This window comes from Echinicola jeungdonensis, assembly GCF_030409905.1.
Lineage (GTDB): Bacteria > Bacteroidota > Bacteroidia > Cytophagales > Cyclobacteriaceae > Echinicola > Echinicola jeungdonensis.
Window position 1 is genome coordinate 3,097,653 of sequence record NZ_JAUFQT010000001.1, and the last position, 20,744, is coordinate 3,118,396.

Here is a 20,744-nt window from a genome sequence, read left to right on the forward strand (position 1 = left end):
TTATTTAATTTCAGCTAATTTTTCTTTTGAGGGACTGGGGACTTTTGCAATATCTTTTAGAAATTTAATACTGGCATCAAGTACTCCTTCCCAATCATTTGAGGTAATAAATGAGCAAATAACATGATCCCCAGCATTAGGAAATGCTTGGGCTCTCTTAAAGTTTTCCTTTGTTTTGACCGATTCAAACATGTTTTTCATGGCTGGGACAGAAACAACATGATCCTGATGTTTTTCATTTTTATAATAGTAAGCCAGGAATAAAGGCTGTTTTACCTGTATAAAAGTTTCAGGGTTCATTGCCCCAAAAACCAGTTGGGCTAAGCTAGCATAGGCATTAACATGGTAAGCCTCTGACCAATACTTGGCCTTTTCTCCCTTTCTGTTATTGACCAGGACCCCGTGTTCATTGGCCATGAAGTTTTTAAGTACCCAACCTTCCCAAGGTCGGAAAAAAGCTTCCAGCTGATTGCCAAAATCCCTGATGCAAGGGCTGTAAAGTAGTAAAGAATGAATGTCCTCCCTTTCGGATGCCAATAAAATGGCAAGTGACCCACCCATGGAAGTGCCAATTAATATAACCCTATCTCCAAGCATTTTTCCTATCATTAAAGCTTCCCGGGCACCATCAGTCAATTTTTCAGCAGTAGTATATTCTAATGCATTTTTCCTTTTGATGCCATGTTCAGGTAACCTGGCCAAATATAAATTGGCCCCAAAATGGCTTGCCAACTTTCTGTGAACAGGGTCGCCTTCCTTTTGGCTGGCTCCAAACCCATGGATATAAACAAAAGAGAATGGTGTTTTAGCCTTATTTAAGCTGTCAGCCCAAATGATTCTTGCTTCATTGTCTGCCTTGAGACCTTTGACGGTATCCTCTTTTTCCTTAATATAAATTTCCAATTGCTCCAAATCAACAGGTACTTGAGGGTATTCCCCCTTTATCGTTCCAAGGGTTTCTTTGGGACCCCACATATAAATGAAGGAAAGGATAATGGCCAAAGCGAGTATTAGGGGTAAAAACCTCTTGATCATGGGCACTAATTCTTGGAATATATATAAAACTAAAGGCTTTTTTAGGATAATCCTACTGAATAATCCCCAATCCGGTAAGAATTTTCTTAAGGTGAAATTACTATTGGAAATGAGAAAGGAAAAATTAAAGGTGGACTTAAAGGTTTTCCTTATTATCTTATAATGTTGTATTTAACTTTCTCTTTAATAAGTGGGGAGAAAGTATTTGATTTGTATGATTTTTTAAATCACGATGGCGGATGTTTGATTTACAATAAATAAATTTGCCTGGATGACAATATCATATTCGGTATTCTTATTTTAAGGTATTATTCAATTTTGTACTTTTGTCAAATCTATTTTATTAACATAATTAAAACACATGAAAATAAGATTACTTACTTTGTTAATGGTGTTGCTTTCAAATTTTTCCATGGCCCAAGAAGCTAATCACCCGACAGAAGGAGTGTTTTTGGAATTAGGAGGAGCAGGATTGGTATATTCTTTCAATTATGATTTTAGATTTGATAAAAAAGATCAAAACTCTTGGGGGATGCGTGCCGGTGTTGGTGGCTATTCTTTGAATGACAATGCCTCCTTGCTGACTTTGCCAATTCAGGTCAATAAATTATTGGGAAGTGGAAAGCATTTTTTTGAAATAGGGGCTGGAGGTACCTTTATTTATTATCGGAATAAAGGTTATTCCACTAGCGAAACTTACAACCCTGTAACAAATGAATACACTTACTCGGAGACGAGATATACCGATAAGGACTTTGATTTTATCCTTAATTCAGGAGAAACACCTGCTTTGATGGGGACTTTAAACCTTGGTTACCGAAAAATTCCGGAAAATGGTGGTTTTCTTTTTTCAGTGAATGTAATACCAATTTTTAACCATAATGGTTTTTGGCCACTTTGGGCTGGTATGGGCTTTGGATATGCTTTTTAAGACTTATTTTGAAATAAAACTCAAAACCCCTCACAAATTCTTGTGAGGGGTTTTTGGCTTACAGTTTTTCGATTTTATTGTAAGAGGCTAATACCCCTTTTACCATGGCTGCACTGAATCCATGGTGTTCCATTTCATTTAATCCTACAATTGTACAGCCCTTAGGGGTAGTGACTTTGTCAATTGCTTCCTCAGGATGGATACCCTTTTTGATTATTAGTTCTGCAGCGCCCTTAACGGTTTGGTTAACGATCATATTGGCAGTTTTTGCATCAAAACCAATCTGAATTCCTCCCTGGGTCATTGCCCTCATAAACCTGAGTACATAGGCCACTCCACAGGCGCCCAGGACGGTGGCTGCTTCCATTAAATGTTCTTCTATGACAATACTTATTCCAATGCTGTTGAACAAGCATTTGATTTGGTTTTCTAACTCTGTAGATCCATTTTTTCCACAAATGCAGGTAATAGATTCCTGAATATCTGCTGCAATATTGGGCATGGCCCTGAATAAGGCAGTATTGGGATCAAGTTCGGTTTGCATCTCTTCCAAAGTCACCCCTGTGGCCAAAGAAACAATGGTTTGTTTGCCGGGTTTTAAAACCGGCCTTATCTCTTTAAGGATATTTGGAACATTATAGGGTTTTACCCCCAATACAACCAGGTCCGCATCAGATGCAGCCTGGGAGTTGTCAGAGATAACGGTTACCCCTTTGGGTTGTAGGTAAAAAAGGCTTTCCGGATGTCTTTTGGTGAGGGTGAGATTTTGAGGATTAAATTCCTCCGATTCCAGCAAACCATGGGCAATAGAAGTGCCAAGGTTTCCACATCCGATAATGGCGATTTTTTTATTTTTCATTCTTTTGTCCCGTGAAATTATGAATGGGTCTAATAATGCTGGACGAAATTAAATAATAAATTGTGAATAATTATTCCAAATATTATCAAAAAAAAATGCCCACTAAAAAATCAGTAAGCATTTTAAATCTATGGATATTTTTATTGTTTAAACCAACTTGGCAAGGCTTTCTTCCAAAGCTTTTATTTTGGCTTCCGCATCTTCTTGTTTTTTCTTTTCATTTTCGACTACCTTTGCTGGAGCGTTATTGACAAAACGGTCATTTCCCAGTTTTTTCATGACCGTATTGAGGAAACCTTTGGTGTATTCTAATTCTTTTTCAAGGTTTTCCCTTTCCTTTTCTATATCCAATTGGTCTTCTACTGGAATAAAGAATTCGTCAGATTTTACCACAAAACTCAAAGCATTGTCCACCTTTTTACCAAAACTGATAGAATCCAAATTGGCCAGTTTTTTCATAATGGCCTCAAAAGACTCATATAATCCTTGGCTTTTGGTGTTGATGGTAAGATCAAAAGCTTCTTTTGGGGAAATTCCTTTAGAGGCCCTGATATTTCTTATCTGGGAAACAACCTCGAAAACTTGAGCAGCCTGGTTGATCAGCTTTTCATTATAGGAAGCCGGTTCTGGCCAGGAGGAAACAATGAGGGCACCTTTAACATCTCTTCCTCTAAGTTGGTGCCAAAGCTCCTCGGTGATGAAAGGCATAAATGGGTGCAATAGTTTTAGGATGCCCTCCATAAAGCCCAGTGTCTTTTCATAAGTTTCCAGGTCAATGGGCTTTTGGTAATCCGGTTTGATCATTTCAAGGTACCAAGAGCAGAAATCATCCCATACCAATTTGTATGTTGTCATTAAGGCATCCGATATCCTGAACTTGCTGAAGTGATCTTCAATTTCTTCCAAGGCTTGATTATATCGACTTTCAAACCATTGAATTGCCGTGTGGTTATCGTGGTTTAGGATGGTTGTATCCACTTCCCAGCCTTTGATCAAGCGGAAGGCATTCCAGATTTTATTGGCAAAATTTCTACCCTGTTCTACCAGTTTTTCATCAAATGGGAGATCATTTCCCGCAGGGGAGCTGAACAACATTCCTGTTCTTACCCCATCGGCACCATAGTTTTTGATCAATTCCAAAGGATCGGGAGAGTTGCCTAGGGATTTGGACATTTTTCGTCCTAATTTATCCCTAACGATTCCTGTAAGGTATACATTCCTAAATGGCTTTTCGCCCATGTATTCATATCCGGCAATGATCATCCGGGCTACCCAGAAGAAAAGTATTTCAGGGGCAGTTACCAGGTCATTGGTAGGATAATAGTATTTTAGGTCCTCATTCTTTTCTCCAGAAGTGAAAATATCGGTGTCAAATACAGAGATAGGCCACAGCCAGGAACTAAACCAGGTATCCAATACATCTTCATCCTGCCTTAAGTCTTCTAATTTGTAATCTTCCTGGTATTTTTCATTGGCCAATTTAAGGGCTTGTTCTGCAGTTTTAGCCACTACATATTCCCCATTAGGAAGGTAGTAGGCAGGAATTCTATGGCCCCACCATAGTTGCCTTGAGATGCACCAGTCCCGGACATTTTCCATCCAGCTCCGGTACATGTTTTTGAATTTCGGCGGATACAATTTGATTACATCTTCCATAACCGCACTCAGGGCTGGTTTGGTGATGTCTTCCATTTTGAGGAACCATTGCAGGGAAAGCCTGGGTTCAATGATGGCATCCGTTCTTTCCGAATGGCCAACATTAGAAGCATATTCCTCTTCCTTTTCCAGTTGATTGGCTTCTTTGAGGAGTTTAGTGATTTTTTTCCTTGCCACAAACCTGTCTTCCCCGACCAAAATTTGGGCTTTATCATTCAGGGTCCCATCTTCATTGATGATATCAATAACTTCCAGTTTATGACGAAGTCCTATTTCATAGTCATTGACATCATGAGCAGGAGTGATTTTAAGACAACCTGTCCCAAACTCCATATCCACATAATCATCTTCAATGATAGGGATTGCCCTGTTGATCAATGGGATCATAGCTTTTTTCCCTTTTAGGTGGGAAAACCTGGGGTCATTGGGATTGATACAAATAGCCACATCAGCCATGATGGTTTCGGGTCTGGTAGTAGCGATGGTCAAATATTCATTCTCAGATCCCTCAATTTTATAATTGATGTAATAAAGTTTTCCTTGTACTTCTTTAAAAATCACCTCATCATCAGAAAGGGCAGTTTTGCCTTGAGGGTCCCAATTGACCATTCGGATTCCTCTGTATATTTTACCTTTATTGTGCAGGTCAACAAAAACACTGATGACTGCATCAATAAGATTGTCGTCCATGGTGAATTTGGTGCGGTCCCAATCACATGAAGCTCCTAATTTTTTTAGCTGTTCCAGAATGATTCCACCGTATTTGTGCGTCCATTCCCAGGCATATTTTAGAAATTCTTCTCTGGATATGGTGTTTTTATCAATTCCTCGTTCCTTGAGCATGGCAACAACTTTGGCCTCTGTCGCAATGGAGGCATGGTCAGTACCAGGAACCCAACAAGCATTTTTGCCCTCCATCCGGGCTTTTCTAACCAGAACATCCTGAAGAGTATTGTTCAGCATGTGGCCCATATGCAAGACACCGGTAACATTTGGTGGTGGAATGACCACAGTGTAGGGCTCTTTATTGTAATCAACCTTAGAATTGAACAAATTATTTTCCAGCCAGAAATCATACCATTTGGACTCAGCTTCAGCTGGGTTATATTTTGTGGATAGCGACATATTTGCTTTGAAGATTTGAAATGTAGAAACGGAATTATTTCTTAGAGGGCAAAAATAATATAAATATCTTTGAAGCCATCAAAAATGCCCCAATAACCTGTTTTTAAAAGAGGCAATTCCTCTATAATTATAACAGATTTAGTTTAAATTTGTATCTAACCACATTTTTACCATGAAAGAGCAAAAAGAAGCGATCATGAAAAGTTGGGTTTCAGGTACCCAAAATTCTGATTTTACCATTTATAATTTGCCGTTTGGGATTTTTAAAAATAAAAGACTGGGGCCCAGGGCAGGGATTGCCATTGGTGATAAAATTGTTGACTTGTCTGCGTTGCATGATCACGGCTTTTTTCCGGATATTAAATTACCAGAAAGAATATTTCTTGAGGGATCGTTGAACCGCTTTATCAGGCTCGGAAAACCAACCACAAAAAAAGTCAGGGAAAGGGTCCAGCAGCTTTTGTCGGAGGAAAACCCAGACCTTAAAGACCATCAGGTCAGGGGAAAGGTGATGATCACTCGAAAGGATGTGGAAATGTTGATGCCTGTAGAAGTAGGGGACTATACCGATTTCTACAGCAGTAAAGAACACGCTACCAATGTGGGAAGCATGTTCAGGGACCCTGACAACGCTTTGTTACCTAATTGGAAGCATCTTCCAGTGGGCTACCATGGAAGAGCATCCTCCATTATTCCATCCGGCCAACCTATATACCGTCCAAAGGGACAGTTTAAAGATCCTGAGAAAAAAGAACCAGATTTTGGTCCCACAAGAAAGTTGGATTTTGAATTAGAAATGGCTTTTATTACCGGAAAAGATACCAAAATGGGTGACTCTATTTCCACTGAAGATGCTGAGGATTATATTTTTGGTTTTGTGCTTTTTAATGATTGGTCAGCCAGGGATATTCAGGCTTGGGAATATGTTCCCTTAGGGCCTTTTTTGGGTAAAAGTTTTGCATCAAGCATTTCTCCCTGGATTGTTACTTTGGAGGCATTGGAACCTTTCAGGGCTCCATCCCCCATTCAGGAAGTAGAAGTGCTTCCCTATTTGAAATGCCAAAAGGATCATGGGTTTGATATCAACTTGGAAGTTTTCCTTCAACCTGAAAAAGGAAATGAAAATCTGATCTGCAAGTCCAATTATAAATACATGTACTGGAACATTGCCCAGCAACTGGCACATCAAACCATCAATGGTTGTAATATAAAAGTGGGAGATATGTACGCTTCAGGTACCATTTCGGGACCCACAAAGGAAAATTATGGATCCATGCTGGAATTGACCTGGAAAGGAAGCCAGCCACTTCAATTAGAAGGTGGTAAAGAAAGGAAATTCATTGAAGATGGAGACACTGTCAAGATGAAAGGTTATGGCGAAAAGGGGGGGATTAGAGTTGGGTTTGGGGAGGTGACCACCAAAGTTTTGCCCGCTAAAGGGAATTAGAATTCTTTGGTTTCCTAAAGAAAATCAATGCTGCTAAATAAAGGAAAGAAATACCCTTTTCTGGCAAACTTTCTCAGCGGGAAAGGGATATGTTGATTAAAGGAGCCCTGGTTCAGCTGGAATAATTTTAAGTCCGTTTTTCATGGTGAAAAATCATGTTGTTTTGTATTGCAGTATATGCTGTTTAAATTGTACATTTTAAACAGCTAGGAAATGGAGGAAAATCAGCGAACCGATAAATTGGAAATGGCAGCCCGGTTTGTGAATACAACTGGAGTTCCCATATTTTTGACAGGCAAAGCAGGTACGGGGAAAACGACTTTTTTGAGAAACCTCACAAAAAGCACCTATAAAAACGTTGTTGTTGTGGCTCCCACTGGCATTGCTGCATTACATGCCAAAGGGGTGACCATTCATTCACAATTTTTACTTCCTTTGGGAAGTTTCCTTCCGGTAAGGGAACCAGAAGGGAATTTCACGAGTCAACATGGTTTTTTTACCCAGCATACCTTGGGCAGAAAACATCCTCTCAATAATGTACGCAAGGGCGTCCTAAAATCTTTGGATCTTTTAGTCATTGATGAGGTCAGCATGTTACGGGCTGATATTCTGGACGCCATAGATTACAGGATGAGAAGTGCGAGGAGGAATTTCCGGGAACCATTTGGTGGGGCGCAGGTATTGCTAATTGGAGACTTGTACCAACTTCCTCCCATTGTCCGGGAGCAGGAATGGCCGGTGCTTAATCAATTTTACAATAGTATGCATTTTTTTGAAGCCAAAGCACTGCAGGAGTCTGGCCTGGTTTACCTGGAGCTGGACAAGATCTTCCGGCAGAAGGATGAGACATTTATCGCTTTGCTTAACCATCTTCGGGATAATAGGCTGGAAACAAAGGATGTGGAATTGCTGCAAAGTTACTACAGGACAGACAAGGAAGTAGAGGGATTGAGTGATATCATCACCATAACCACACATAATTATAGGGCTGATCAAATCAATAAGAAGATGTTGGAATCAATTTCTTCTCCTTCCAGAACGTATGAGGCAGAAGTGAAAGGGGATTTTCCTGACTCTTTGTATCCCCTTTCCTCAAGATTGGAAATTAAGACTGGAGCCAGGATCATGTTTGTCCGAAATGATAGTGGGGGTGAAGGTGAATATTATAATGGAAAATTGGCCACTGTATCCGAAACCAAAAATTCCAATATTACGGTGAAGGATGATGATGGTGTAGAGTTTATGCTAAAAAAGGAAACCTGGGAAAACAAGAAATATGTCATCAACCCAGATACTAAGGAGTTGGATGAAGATGTTGTGGGGACCTTCGAACATTATCCAATAAAACTTGCATGGGCAGTGACGGTACATAAAAGCCAGGGATTGACTTTTGAAAAGGCCATTATTGATGTGGGCCAGGCTTTTGTTCCAGGCCAAGTTTACGTTGCCCTCAGCAGGCTCCGTAGTTTGGATGGGTTGATCCTTAGAAGCAGGATAAATATTGATATGGTCTTTTCAGATTCAGATGTGGTCGGGTTTACCCAACGTTCAAATGAGCAGTTGCAACTTCATTCTTTGCTAGTCAAGCATCAAGAAAATTATTTGAACAGCCTTGTAGAACAAACCTATAATTTTTGGCCTTTGCTTAAGTTGATTGAGGAGTTTCAGAAGGAACATAGCAACAGTATGGTTTTTGAGGATCCCCAAATGCAGGAAGTTATCCCGTCTGTCCATAATTCACTAGTTGCAGAACGGGGAAATACCGAAAAATTTCGTGCCCAACTGCACAGGCTTTTGGCTAACAAAGATGAAAATACGCTTAAAGAAAGGTTGGAGAAGGGAACAGGTTATTATCAGAAATTGCTTTTTGATTGCTTAAGGAAAGTGCTTACCCAAAAAGCGATGGTTGCAAATTTTTCCTGGACCAAATCCTACCAAAAAGGTTTAGATCAGTTGGAAGAGAATCTAATCAGGAAATATAAAAGTATCGGCCATCTTCCTGAATTGATGATCAATATAATTGAAGGAAATATTCCAGAGAGGAAGGATAAGGAGGATCAGGCTTTTAAAATTTTACATGAAGAATTAATTAAGAATGCCAAGGCTGAGGCAGCGGAAAAAGTCAAACTAATTAAGTCTAAAACTGGTCGAAAAAAAGAGGGGGCACCCAAGCTGAAGCAGAAAAAAGGAGATAGCTTGGAGCTCACTTTGGCGCTTTTTGAATCAGGTAAAAAGATACCTGAAATTGCGGATGAAAGAGGGCTTGCAGAATCTACAATTAAAGGTCATCTGGCAAAGGGTATTGAAGCTGGAAGAGTGGCCCTTGAAGATTGCTTGACTGAAGAAGTAATCAATGAAATCCGTAAAGAATTTGGGAATTTTGAAAACCTGGGGGAACTCAAAGAGCATTTTGGAGGAAAATACGATTATGGTACACTAAAGATGGTTTTGGCCGGAAGTGAAGTAGAAAAATAACTTCCTATATGAAATACGGTAATTAAATACCTGAAATGTAGTAGCAGGTTAAATGATTAATTGAATAGGAAAGGTGAATTGTTTCAAGCAAGTAGTTTGTCCGGAAAACCTAGCCAATGGCTAAAAGATAAAGGTGGAAGACCGGGTTTTACTATTGAATAACTCATTATTTTTAGTTGATGGGGAATAATCTATAGTGAGTTAATGTTTTCGCTTAACATTAAAACTAATCACCTATCTTTAAGTTCACCACTAAAAATCATATAAAACCAAAAACAGGAAATAATCACTTATTGTTTCCTGTTTTTTTTAGCCAAATTTTATAATTTCTCAACTATCGGTATCAATCACTTTTTATAATACCGCGATCTTTATATTTCTGGATATAGTATTGATCCAGTTCTTTAGAATCTTTGTATTTGACACGCAGTTCTTTGAGCTTTCCTTTAAGTTCTTTAACTACATCGACATAAGCGGGATCGTTATAGACATTGTTCATTTCCATGGGATCTTTTTTTCGGTCGTACAGTTCCCATTCATCAATATCATAATAAAAATGCGCTAACTTAAAATCTTCATTTACAATTCCATAATGGCGTTTGACCATGTGAAAACCCGGATATTCATAATAATGGTAATACACTCCTTCACGAGTCCATTCTTCAGGGTGTCCCTCTAATAAAGGCATCAGGCTTTCCCCCTGCATATCTTCTGGAGCTTCCACACCTGCCGCTTCCAGAAATGTTTGAGCAAAGTCGAGGTTTTGAACCATTACACTGCTTTTGGTTCCTGCTTTAATTTTTTCAGGCCACTTTACCAGCAAAGGTGTTTTAAATGATTCATCATAAATAAAACGCTTATCAAACCAGCCGTGTTCACCCAGATAAAAGCCCTGGTCTGAGGTGTATACCACAATGGTGTTTTCGCTTAGTCCATTTTCATTGAGATAGTTCAGAAGACGGCCCACATTTTCATCCACTGCTGCAATACATCCCAGGTAATCCTGCATGTAACGCTGGTATTTCCATCGCATGTAGTCTTCATCGGTCATCGAAGGATATCGCTTTTTAAAATCTTCATTAATTGGTCCATATACAGCGTCCCATTCTGCTTTTTGTTCATCTGTAAATCTTGAATATTTACTTTTGAAGACATTATATCCCCATTCTGAGGGCTCCTCAATACCTAGTTCTTTTGCAATTTCAGGATAGATTTTATTGTCGGCAGAAACCGTCATGTGTTTTCTAATATTCATCTCTGCTTCTTTTGCTGCTGTTCCCCTGCCTTTGTAATCATCAAATAATGAAGCAGGTTCTGGAAAGTTCTTTTTGGTGAAATCCTTGTAATGCCGGGGAGCTGCAAACCATTCCCTGTGAGGTGCTTTATGCAGATAAAACAACATAAATGGCTTTTCCTCTTCTCTACGGTTTTCAAACCATTCAAGGGTTAAATCGGTAATGATATCCGTTACATAACCCATTATTGTAGTATCTCCTTTGTTGGTAATAAATTCCGGGTTATAGTAATCTCCCTGATCTGGAAGGATTTTAAACTCATCAAAACCTTTAGGGTTATTCCCAAAATGAAGTTTCCCGAACATGGCGGTTTGGTAGCCGTTTTCTTTTAAGATTTGTGGAAAAGTCACATTGGTAGTATCAAATGGAAAAACATTGTCAATTTTTCCATGAATGTGGGTATGTTTTCCCGTTAGGATGGTGGCACGTGAAGGCGCACAGATGGAGTTGGTTACCGATGCATTGGTGAAAAGCATTCCTTCATCCGCAATGCGGTCAATATTGGGAGTCCCAATCAATCTGTCATTGTAAGCACTGATCGCTTGATAAGCATGGTCATCACTCATGATAAAGACAATATTGGGTCTTTTCTCCTGCTTAGCGTTGTCCTTACAGGAATACATAAAGGTTAATATGGTAACCAAGATCATCAATGTTGCTACATTTATATATTTAGTTGGCCTCATATGTTTTTCGACATATTATTGCGGTGTGATTTTTTTTCCGTAGCGTTTAAAACCTAATCGATTGAGTCCACTGAGGATATCTTGGTTTTTCATAAAGTTTTCCCAAAGCAAACCCGACCGATAGTTCTCTATCATGATAATAATAGGACCCTGGTCGATTCCGATATAGGTTTTACGAACCTGTTCTTCAGGAACATCCGATACACTTAGGTTTATACCGTCATAAAAACCATAAGGTCCCCAAAGTTCTTTGCCGTAATTTCGGTAAAGGTTTTTCAACACTTTTATTGATTCATCGGGTGTATAAGGCATGGAAGAAAGGGCGGCCGTTGGAGTGATGGTCCCTTGATCACGGATATAGCCAGGCGCATGTGCTGAATATCCTTCAGGCACCCGATCACCTGCGGTAATTCCCCAGAAATCTTCCCCGTACCCAGGGTAACCATAAGGATTATCGATACAATAGGCCCGGTTGATGAGGGTATGTCTTCTGTTTTGGACCCAGTAGTTGGCGTATTTGTCGGATAGACCGCGAGGGTCGAGCCCCAAGTAGGAGTAATGGGCAAAAAACAAGGGGCCGCCATACCAACGCTTGTTACCCAAGGGGAGCACCATTCCAAAGTATTCCGTGTAGTTGGCAAAGTTGGGATTGTCCCAGCCTGCCCAACTTTCATGATAAGCCTCCTCCGGAATCGGATTTGTTGGCGAACAAACGCCCAGTATGTAAGCAATAAGACATTCGTTATATCCTCTAATCCCATGATTTTTAGCAAAACCGTGGTTGGGTGACCAATGCCAAATCAGCTGATTGCCACCGTTGGTATACCATGCCCAATCCATTTCATGCCAGAGTTTTGTGATGCGGTCACGTAATTGGGTTTCCTTCTTGTTGTCTTCATTGAAATATTGTTTTGCAGTAAGCAATCCTTGCATCATAAAGGCACTTTCTACGATATCGCCTCCATTGTCCATTTTGCCAAACTCACGGACAGTGCCTGTTTCGGCATTGTACCAATGGGCCCACATGCCATGAAAACGATCGGTATTCTGTAAAAAATCGGTGGCATGCAATAAGCGGTCAACTGCCTGTTGCCGGCTTATCCAGCCCCGTTCAACCCCCACAATAAGGGTCATCACCCCAAACCCACTTCCTCCAATGGTGACAATATTTCCTTGTTTGCTATGCGTCCGCTCATGTGATAAACCGGTATTAGGCTCTCCAAACTCCCAGAAGTAGCGGAACGTGTATTGCTGTACCATGTCCAGCAACTCTTCCTCGGTAAAATCATGCACAGAGGTTGTTTTTGGCCTCAAAGCTTTGTTTTCTTTGTCATCAACAACGGGGACCAATTTATAGGAAAGTTCGATGTTTCTTCCTAAATCAGTCACAAAGTCAAGGTAATAATCTTCATTTGTTTCGCCCCGAAATAAGAATCTTTCCTCTGTTCCTGTTTTGGCATAAATGCGGTAAAAGTCTACATTCTCATCTTTGTCCCAAGTCAGTTCCACATGACTGTCATAGCCTTTAACTTTGAAGTTATTATTGGCATAGGTCTGCGAACCTATCAGTACCGCAAAAAACACTAGGATTAACCTCATCTTTCTCATACTTTTTGCTTCTTTTCTTAATCTAGTTTTATTTTATAACTACTCAACTTCTATGACTTCTGTTTTCTCCGAAATGCCATTCTCGTTAAATGATTCTATAGAAAAGTAATATTTCGTGTCCCTGTCCAGACATCGCATGAAGTGTTCTGTTGTATCGTACAGTAACCAGGACTGGTACAATTTATCAGGGGCAATACCCCATCGAATGTTATAGCCTTGGGCCCCTTTTACAGGTTTCCAGGACAAAAATGCATCCCGTCGATCTTCTTTCCGGTCAACAATTAAGCCCTTTACTTTAGCAGGTTTTTTCCCAAAACCTTTTCCAAATACCCTGATTTCAGAGAGTGCAAAATTGTTTCCCGGAACTTTTACATTATTGTAGCGAACATATTTCCCTTCAACAGGCTGGGTGAGTACAATGTATGCATTAGGGGCATCCTCATAGCTTTCACTTCGGTCCACTACAGTTTTCCAGCTTTTCCCATCCTCTGAAACTTCGATGGTAAATCGGTGTCGCAAACCTTCAGTACGTGTATAAATGCCCGATTCATGGTCGTGAAAATTTAGCTGTAAAGCATATATTTGACCTGGCTTAAGCATTTCAATCTCCACCCATTGCTGATCATTATTGGCCTCCGCTACCCAAAATGATTTGGGACTTTCATCGGTCAACACTTTTGATAAAATCTCTCCATCATCACTTTTTTCCAGTGGCATTTCTGTTATTTCAAATTCATCATCTGTTGAGGTGCTTTTTTTGATTTGCATTTTCGATGAGGAGACTGTTGTTTTCCCCTTATAGGAAAGTAACATCCAGCCACAGTGTTCACCAGCTTTGGTTGGGTGGTTTGGTGCATAGCGGGGATAATCGCCATAATGGGTGTTTGAATACATCAATCCTTCATCATCAAAATAGGTAGGGAACATACAAAGCCGGCGTTCCCAATGAGAATTTGAAGCCAAAGCCATGGTGGCAAAATGCCAGTATTGACCATTGGTTTGTTTTACAGTAATCCCATGTCCTGCACCATTGGTGAATCCCCCTGGTTTAAAGCTCATGGGATTATTTTTCATATAGGTAAAAGGCCCAAGTGGAGAATCGCTCACATAAACCCCATCACCGTATACATTGAATTGCGTTCCAGGTGCTGCATATTGCAAATAGTATTTGCCATTGTGCTTGGTCATGGAAGCACCTTCCATATAGCCTTCTTTTAGGGTAGGGTGAAAGTTATTTTCCCCAAACCTTTCCCAACCATGCTCTTCTTCGACAAGGTTGATTAAATCTTTCTTTACACCGGTTTCAAGAAAGCGGTCATCTTTGTTCAACATTTTTACGCGAATGGGGTGCACATTGGATGAGCCCCAGTACAAATAAGTTTTTCCGTCATCATCGATAAATAATTCAGAATCTTGGATATTATTGGAAATTGAAGGGGTTGGTGTCCATTTACCGCTTTTCGGGTCATCGGTATAAAGGATGCTTCCATACCCTGCTGGATCGCCTGCAAAGTAAACTACCGAATCTTTGTAATTAAAAGCGGTTGGGGCGTTGCATCCCTCGAAATACCACTGTTCGGGTTTTATAAAATCCCAGTTGACCAAGTCGGTGGAATACCAATAACCGAAGGAGCGGGTAACGAACATGTAATATTCGCCGCGAAATTCAATCACTGCGGGATCAGCACCTGAGCGATAAGAAATGTTTCTTGCCGAATTATAGACCATGTAGGTATAGTCTATATCCAGCGGGTTGCAGTAGGTTTGAGGCACGATCTCCTGAGCACGGATAGGGGTGCTTAGGAGCAGAATTAGGGATGCAAATATTAAATTTAGCTTTTTCATAAGTTTGGTGTTTTTAATTCCCCGAGAAAAACCGGAGTGAATCTCACTCACTTTTTGCGGTAGTGGCTCCTTAATTTTCAAGGTTGGAAAACAAAGTGTTTTGTCAGGTTCCCAAATGGAAACTTTTTATTCCATTTAGTTACTTTTTCCAATGAACCTGCGCTGATTTTACGTCCGATGAATTGGTTCCGATGTAAATATTGAAAGCCCCTGGTTCCCAGTCATACTCTAAATCGCTGTTGTAGAATTTGAGTTCTTCCGGAGTAATAGCGAAATCAACCTTCTTAGACTCTCCCGGTGCCAGTTTAACCTTTTTATATGCTTTGAGTTCCTTTACTGATCTTGAAACAGATGCGGAAGGGTCGTTTATGTATAACTGAACCACTTCCTCTCCGGTATAATCTCCGGTATTTGAAACAGTTACTGAGGCTACCAACTGATCATCTCCGATAAGTTCATCCTTACTTAATATAATATCACTGTAATCAAAGGTGGTATAACTCAGGCCATACCCAAAGGGGAATAGGGGAGAATTAGAAACATCGAGGTACCTTGAGGTGAAAATTGAATGGTCATTTTCTGGCCTACCTGTTCTTTTGTGGTTATAATAAATTGGAATCTGGCCAACTTCCCTGGGGAAAGTCATGGTAAGTTTGCCTGCTGGGTTGTAATTCCCGAACAATACATCGGCAATACCATTTCCTGCCTGAACTCCTGCATGCCAGGTTTCCAGAATGGCATCAACATTTTCATTTTCCCAGCTTAGGGTTAAGGGTCTGCCGTTACTTAAGATAAGCACAACCGGTTTACCAGTTTCTAAAAGTAATTTGAGAAGCTTTTTTTGACATTGAGGCAGGCTGATGTTTGCACGACTGGAAGCTTCACCTGACCAGCTTCTTGGTTCTCCCAATACAGCAACTATTACATCCGATTTTTGGGCAGTTTCCAAAGCTTCGGTTAATAATTTTTCTGATTTTTTGGGATCAATTGTAAGCTGGTCCTCTTTCGGCCTTTTCCTGTTCAACAAAAAGTGATCTTCGGTAAAATAAGAACCCCGTGCATGCAATACATTAGAGCTCTCCCCAGCCACATTTCTAATACCATCAACAATCGAAATGATATCAGTGGTATCAGAAGTAGCCGCCCAGGTTCCCAGCATGTCTTCTTTTGAATTGGCAAGGGGACCTATCACCGCAATTGTTCCTTCTTTTTTTAATGGAAGCAGCTCATTGTGGTTTTTGAGTAATACACATGAGCGAGCTGCTAAATCCCTTGCAAACGCCTGGTGTTCATCACACAACCAGTATTTTTTTGCGCGGTCTTTATCGTGGTACTGAAAAGGCTTTTTGAACAAGCCCAATTTATATTTTGCCTCCAAAACCCGGCGACAAGCCTGGTCTAATTCCTCTTGTGATACTTTACCTTCTTTAAGTGATTTACCCAGAGTCCCGATATAACCCTGTCCCATCATATCCATATCCACACCGGCTTTCAACGCTTTTACAGAAACAGTTGACAGGTCACCTAATCCATGATGAATCATTTCGTTAATTGCTGTATAATCCGTTACTACAAACCCATCGAAGCCCCATTTGTCTCTCAAAAGATCGGTCATCAACCATTTGTTTCCTGTAGCAGGGACCATATCTATTACATTAAAAGAGGTCATGGCAGATCCTGCCCCTTCATCAAAAGCGGCTTTATAGGGCGGAAGATAATCCTGGAACATGGCTATTCTACTCATGTCAACCGTATTGTAGTCTCGTCCGGCTTCGGCTGCACCGTACAGGGCAAAATGCTTTACACAGGCCATTATTGTGTTTTCTTTTGACAAGTCATCGCCTTGATAACCTCTTACATAAGCCTTTGCGATCAAACTTCCCAAGTAAGGGTCTTCTCCGGCTCCTTCAGCCACACGGCCCCATCTCGGATCGCGGGAGATATCCACCATTGGGGAGTAAGTCCAGTTAATGCCACCTGCGCTGGCTTCAACCGCTGAAATACGGGCCATTTTTTCAATCCTTTCAACATCCCACATACAGGACATTGCCAAAGGTATTGGAAAGGTTGTTTTATACCCGTGTATTACATCAACACCTGTTATTAAAGGAATACCAAGCCTTGAGCCGTTTACTGCAGCCTTCTGGCCTTCATATCCTCCTGAAGCTCCGATTAATCCTTGTTTTATAAAGTCAATGGGGCCTTCGTCTTCTGAAATTACTTTTAATTCGCCTATCCCGTATGACAAATTAAGTTGTCCCAGCTTTTCTTCTAGGGTCATTTTACTCATGAGCTCATTAATAAACTCATCCATTTCCTTTTCTTGTGCTTGCACTATGCCTGTAATCAAAAGGAAAAAGAGAAATAATTTCGTTTTCATATTTAATTCTAATGCTTCATTTTAAGTTGAAGGGTGAAATGGTTTTCACTGTCATCAAGCCATTGATCCAACCATGGGGAATAAGTTTTTATTTCCAATTGATCTCTGTCTAAATCAATATTGACAATTCTCAGGTATCCATTGCAGCCATTTCCATAACCCTGTACTCCCCTTTGGTAATTGGCTAAAAACTGATACACTTTATTTCCATGCTCACCTTTGCTCACCAGCTTTCCAAGCCCCTCATGAAGGACATGTCCCGAGAAAGTGAATAGAAAATTAGGATGTTTGGAAACAAGTTTTTTCCAGATTTGTTGGCCGTCGTTAGGGGCATTTTCTGGATTGTTTTTTCCTATTCCATACCCATGGGGACGCCAATCGTCCCCTTCACTCTGACGCTTGTTTCCGACATACATATAACTATGGGTTAAAAGGATAATCTTATGGTCAGGATGTGCTCTGGCAACTTCATTGGCCCAAGCAAGCATTTCATCCGTGGGCCCAAACTCCAGAGAAAGAATCAACCATTTGCCCCCTTTTTTCTCAAAAGTATAGTATGCATTGTCAATTTTATCTTTTTCAAATTCCCCCTGTATGGGGGTATATTTTTTTAGGGTGTCCAGGGGGAAGTATTTATTGGCTAATTGACTGTCCCGGTTATCTGCATATTTCCCTGGCCCGCTTCCAAAATCGTGATTTCCAAGCGACAGTGCATAGGGGATTTTTCCATTGATATGGTCAAAATATTTACCTGCTAAAGCCCATTCTGCGGGTGTGTTACTTTGGGTAATGTCCCCTACATGAAGTACCATGTCCACCTTGTCTTTGTTTTTGGCCAACCACTTAAATTGGGATTCCATGATTTCTGGGCAGGATTCGAGATAGGATTGGGTGTCAGGTAATATTACCAACTTTAGGCTTTGCCCAATTGAATATTCCTTAAACCCAATTATGAGAATTAAGGTGAGGATTAGAATTGATTTTTTCATTTAGCCTCCCTGTTAAAACCCAACTTTTCTAATCCATTTTGGATTTCGGGAGCTTGCATAAAGAGTTTCCAACCCAAGCCTGATCGATGATTTTCTATCATGGCTACAATAGGCCCCTGGTCAATGGCCAGGTATCTTTTAGGGTAATAATTTTCCTCAGGGCTAAGGGCATCATAAAAACCATATCTGCCAAAAACCCTATCCCCGTAATTATAATAGAGGTTTTTAAGGACTTTCATGGATTCTTCAGGGGTATATGGAAAAGAGGAAAGTGCTGCAGTGGGGGAGATTACCCCAAAATCCTTTCCAGGACGATGGCCAGCATAACCATTGACAGAATAACTTGCTGTCAATCCCCATAAATCCTCCCCATAACCTTTGTATCCTTGGCTGTTTTCAACACACCAGGCACGGTTGATTAAAGTGTGGTTAGTATTTTCCTTCCAGTAATTGGCGTATTGATCCTCCAAGCCCTTTGGGTTAAGTCCGATATAGGAATAGTGGGCCCAGAACAACGGTCCGCCCATTTTTTCTGCACCATTATGTTTAAGGGTGAGTTGATAATCATAAGGATTTACCAGGGTGTTGATATCTCCATTTCTGGCCCAACCCTCATGGTAAACTTTGGCAGGAACTCCATGGGTAGGTGAGGAGGCTGCCAGGATATAAGTAATCAGGCATTCGTTATATCCTTTTAATGGAAAGTCCATTTCCCATCCATGATTGGGTGACCAGTGCCAGTATAAAACATCTTCACCTCCTTTGGTGTACCAGTCCCATTCCATGGCCTTCCACAGTTCATCGATTTTTTGGGCTATGGCTTTTTCTTGATCATTACCATTTTTAAAATATTCCCGAACCGCCAACAGGCCCTGCATCAGGAAGGCGGATTCTACTAAGTCACCCCCATTGTCTTTTGGGCTGAATGGTTTAACCTTTCCTGTTTCCCCATGAAGCCAATGGGGCCAGACTCCATGAAAACGGTCGGCATTTTCGAGAAAGTTGACCATTTTTTCAAAACGATCAACTCCTTCCTGTCTTGTGATCCACCTTCTTTCTATTCCGGCCAAAATCCCAAATATGCCAAATCCGGTACCTCCTGTTGTGACTACATTCCTGTCATTCTGAGGGTATTCTCCATCAATATGAATCCTTTCCCGTGCCATTCCTGAATTGGGCTCGGCCCCTTCCCAAAAATACCTGAAGGTGTAATATTGTACCATATTCAATAATTCCTCCTCAGAAAAATCATTTGTGGTAACCATGGTGCTTCCCAACTCAGTTTCCTCCTTGTTTTCATTTAAGGCCACGATTTTGTAATTAAGGTTAAGGTTTTGACCCAAATCATTAACAAAGTCCATATACATGGTATCCTGAACTGTTGCCCTTGGGGAGAAATTTTTTCCATCTGAACTAACAAGTATCAGATAGGAGCTTGCTTGGGATGCAGCCGGCCAATGCAATTCCACATGGCGGTCATATCCTTTTGCAATGATATTACCGTCAGATTCCTTTTTTGCCGGACCACAGCCCAAAACGAAGGGAAGCAACAATAGGGTAATCGGTAAGTATAGGTTGTATTTCATAGGATTGAGGGTTTATTTTTTATGGGAAAAAAGCCAGGGGAGTAATGCTGGGTTTTCAAATGTTGGATCCCAGGAATTATGATTGGCATCTGGATAAACAGTAAACATTACTTCAGCCCCTTGGTCTTTCAATTGATTGTAAATTTTTTCGGACAATTCAATTGGCACGATATCGTCCTTAGCACCATGGGCAATCCAAACAGCAGTGTTTTTTGCATATTTTTTTGTCAGGGAAAGATTTCCACCCCCGCAAATAGCCACTGCAGCTGCATATTTTTTTGGCCACCTGCCCAAAGTTTCAAAGGTCCCAAACCCTCCCATGGAAAGGCCCATGAGGTAAAGCCTCTTTTTATTTACCTTTTCATTTTTTACAAGATGCTCAACCAGTTTGTTGACCATGGTGAGCTCCTCGGAGGGTGCATTCTTGGTTTGGTCAAAATCGGGATCACCTTTACCTCTAAGTTCAGAACGGATACTTATATCTATCCAATACTGGTCTTCAGGACATTGAGGGAAAACAACTATTGCAGGAAATTTTTCCCTGTTTTCCTCTTCTAAGAAAAGGGAAGCCCCATGTATCAATTGTTTTTCATTATCATTACCCCTTTCACCTGCACCATGGAGGAAAAGCACCAATGGGAACTCCTTTCCTTTTTCATAATCCTTAGGAAAAAGAATCCTGTACAATAAGGAATCCCCATTGGAAAATTGAAAGGTCTTTTTTTGAAATAAGTCTTTGTCCTGACCAAATGAATTGCCACTTGAAGCCAAAAACACCATGGTGCCGAGAAGGATGAAAAGGATATTAATAGGAATTTTCATTTTTT

At 40.6% G+C, this 20,744-nt stretch carries 13 protein-coding genes; 3 read left to right on the plus strand and 10 right to left on the minus strand.

Annotated features, from left to right (window positions below; translation table 11 throughout):
• Entirely contained in the window at positions 1 to 1,035 is a 1,035-nt protein-coding gene (locus QWY93_RS12915) for an alpha/beta hydrolase (protein WP_290248679.1), read from the minus strand.
• Positions 1,036 to 1,396: 361 nt separating this feature from the next.
• Here QWY93_RS12915 and QWY93_RS12920 point away from each other — a divergent pair, with 361 nt between their 5' ends.
• Positions 1,397 to 1,966 carry a hypothetical protein gene (locus tag QWY93_RS12920; RefSeq protein ID WP_290248680.1) on the plus strand — a complete coding sequence of 190 codons (570 nt, stop codon included), beginning with the start codon at positions 1,397 to 1,399 and terminating at the stop codon, positions 1,964 to 1,966.
• A 58-nt stretch (positions 1,967 to 2,024) separates the two neighbouring features.
• On the opposite strand, the gene proC is transcribed toward QWY93_RS12920, so the two are convergent.
• Together proC and QWY93_RS12930 are read right to left on the minus strand one after the other, a co-directional pair.
• The gene (proC, locus tag QWY93_RS12925; protein ID WP_290248681.1) at positions 2,025 to 2,825 is read right to left on the minus strand and encodes a pyrroline-5-carboxylate reductase; all 801 of its coding nucleotides are present in this window, start codon (positions 2,823 to 2,825) and stop codon (positions 2,025 to 2,027) included.
• Positions 2,826 to 2,972: 147 nt separating this feature from the next.
• Positions 2,973 to 5,606 carry a valine--tRNA ligase gene (locus QWY93_RS12930; protein ID WP_290248682.1) on the minus strand — a complete coding sequence of 878 codons (2,634 nt, stop codon included), beginning with the start codon at positions 5,604 to 5,606 and terminating at the stop codon, positions 2,973 to 2,975.
• Positions 5,607 to 5,778: 172 nt separating this feature from the next.
• On the opposite strand from QWY93_RS12930, the gene fahA reads away from it, so the two are divergent.
• Together fahA and QWY93_RS12940 are read left to right on the plus strand one after the other, a co-directional pair.
• A complete protein-coding gene (gene fahA, locus QWY93_RS12935) occupies positions 5,779 to 7,053 on the plus strand; it encodes a fumarylacetoacetase (RefSeq protein ID WP_379945459.1) in 1,275 nt (424 codons plus the stop codon).
• Positions 7,054 to 7,266: 213 nt separating this feature from the next.
• Positions 7,267 to 9,528, plus strand: a complete 2,262-nt coding sequence (locus QWY93_RS12940; RefSeq protein WP_290248683.1) for a helix-turn-helix domain-containing protein — start codon at positions 7,267 to 7,269, stop codon at positions 9,526 to 9,528.
• 343 nt (positions 9,529 to 9,871) lie between these two features.
• On the opposite strand, the gene QWY93_RS12945 is transcribed toward QWY93_RS12940, so the two are convergent.
• The 7 genes from QWY93_RS12945 to QWY93_RS12975 all read right to left on the minus strand — a co-directional run bounded on the left by QWY93_RS12945 (position 9,872) and on the right by QWY93_RS12975 (position 20,739).
• The gene (locus tag QWY93_RS12945; protein ID WP_290248684.1) at positions 9,872 to 11,509 is read right to left on the minus strand and encodes a sulfatase family protein; all 1,638 of its coding nucleotides are present in this window, start codon (positions 11,507 to 11,509) and stop codon (positions 9,872 to 9,874) included.
• Positions 11,510 to 11,524: 15 nt separating this feature from the next.
• Positions 11,525 to 13,108, minus strand: a complete 1,584-nt coding sequence (locus QWY93_RS12950) for a glucoamylase family protein (RefSeq protein WP_290248685.1) — start codon at positions 13,106 to 13,108, stop codon at positions 11,525 to 11,527.
• A 48-nt stretch (positions 13,109 to 13,156) separates the two neighbouring features.
• Complete coding sequence (locus QWY93_RS12955; RefSeq protein WP_290248686.1) at positions 13,157 to 14,962, minus strand: family 43 glycosylhydrolase; 1,806 nt, start codon at positions 14,960 to 14,962, stop codon at positions 13,157 to 13,159.
• A gap of 139 nt (positions 14,963 to 15,101) precedes the next feature.
• The gene (gene bglX / locus QWY93_RS12960; RefSeq protein WP_290248687.1) at positions 15,102 to 17,342 is read right to left on the minus strand and encodes a beta-glucosidase BglX; all 2,241 of its coding nucleotides are present in this window, start codon (positions 17,340 to 17,342) and stop codon (positions 15,102 to 15,104) included.
• 8 nt (positions 17,343 to 17,350) lie between these two features.
• Positions 17,351 to 18,331: a metallophosphoesterase gene (locus tag QWY93_RS12965; RefSeq protein ID WP_290248688.1), complete on the minus strand. Its 981-nt coding sequence runs from the start codon at positions 18,329 to 18,331 to the stop codon at positions 17,351 to 17,353.
• Positions 18,328 to 19,917 (minus strand): glucoamylase family protein, encoded by a 1,590-nt coding sequence (locus QWY93_RS12970; protein ID WP_290248689.1) that lies wholly within the window; start codon positions 19,915 to 19,917, stop codon positions 18,328 to 18,330. Before QWY93_RS12970 ends, QWY93_RS12965 begins: the two co-directional genes overlap by 4 nt.
• A gap of 12 nt (positions 19,918 to 19,929) precedes the next feature.
• The gene (locus QWY93_RS12975) at positions 19,930 to 20,739 is read right to left on the minus strand and encodes a carboxylesterase family protein (RefSeq protein WP_290248690.1); all 810 of its coding nucleotides are present in this window, start codon (positions 20,737 to 20,739) and stop codon (positions 19,930 to 19,932) included.
• Positions 20,740 to 20,744: the final 5 nt, after the last annotated feature.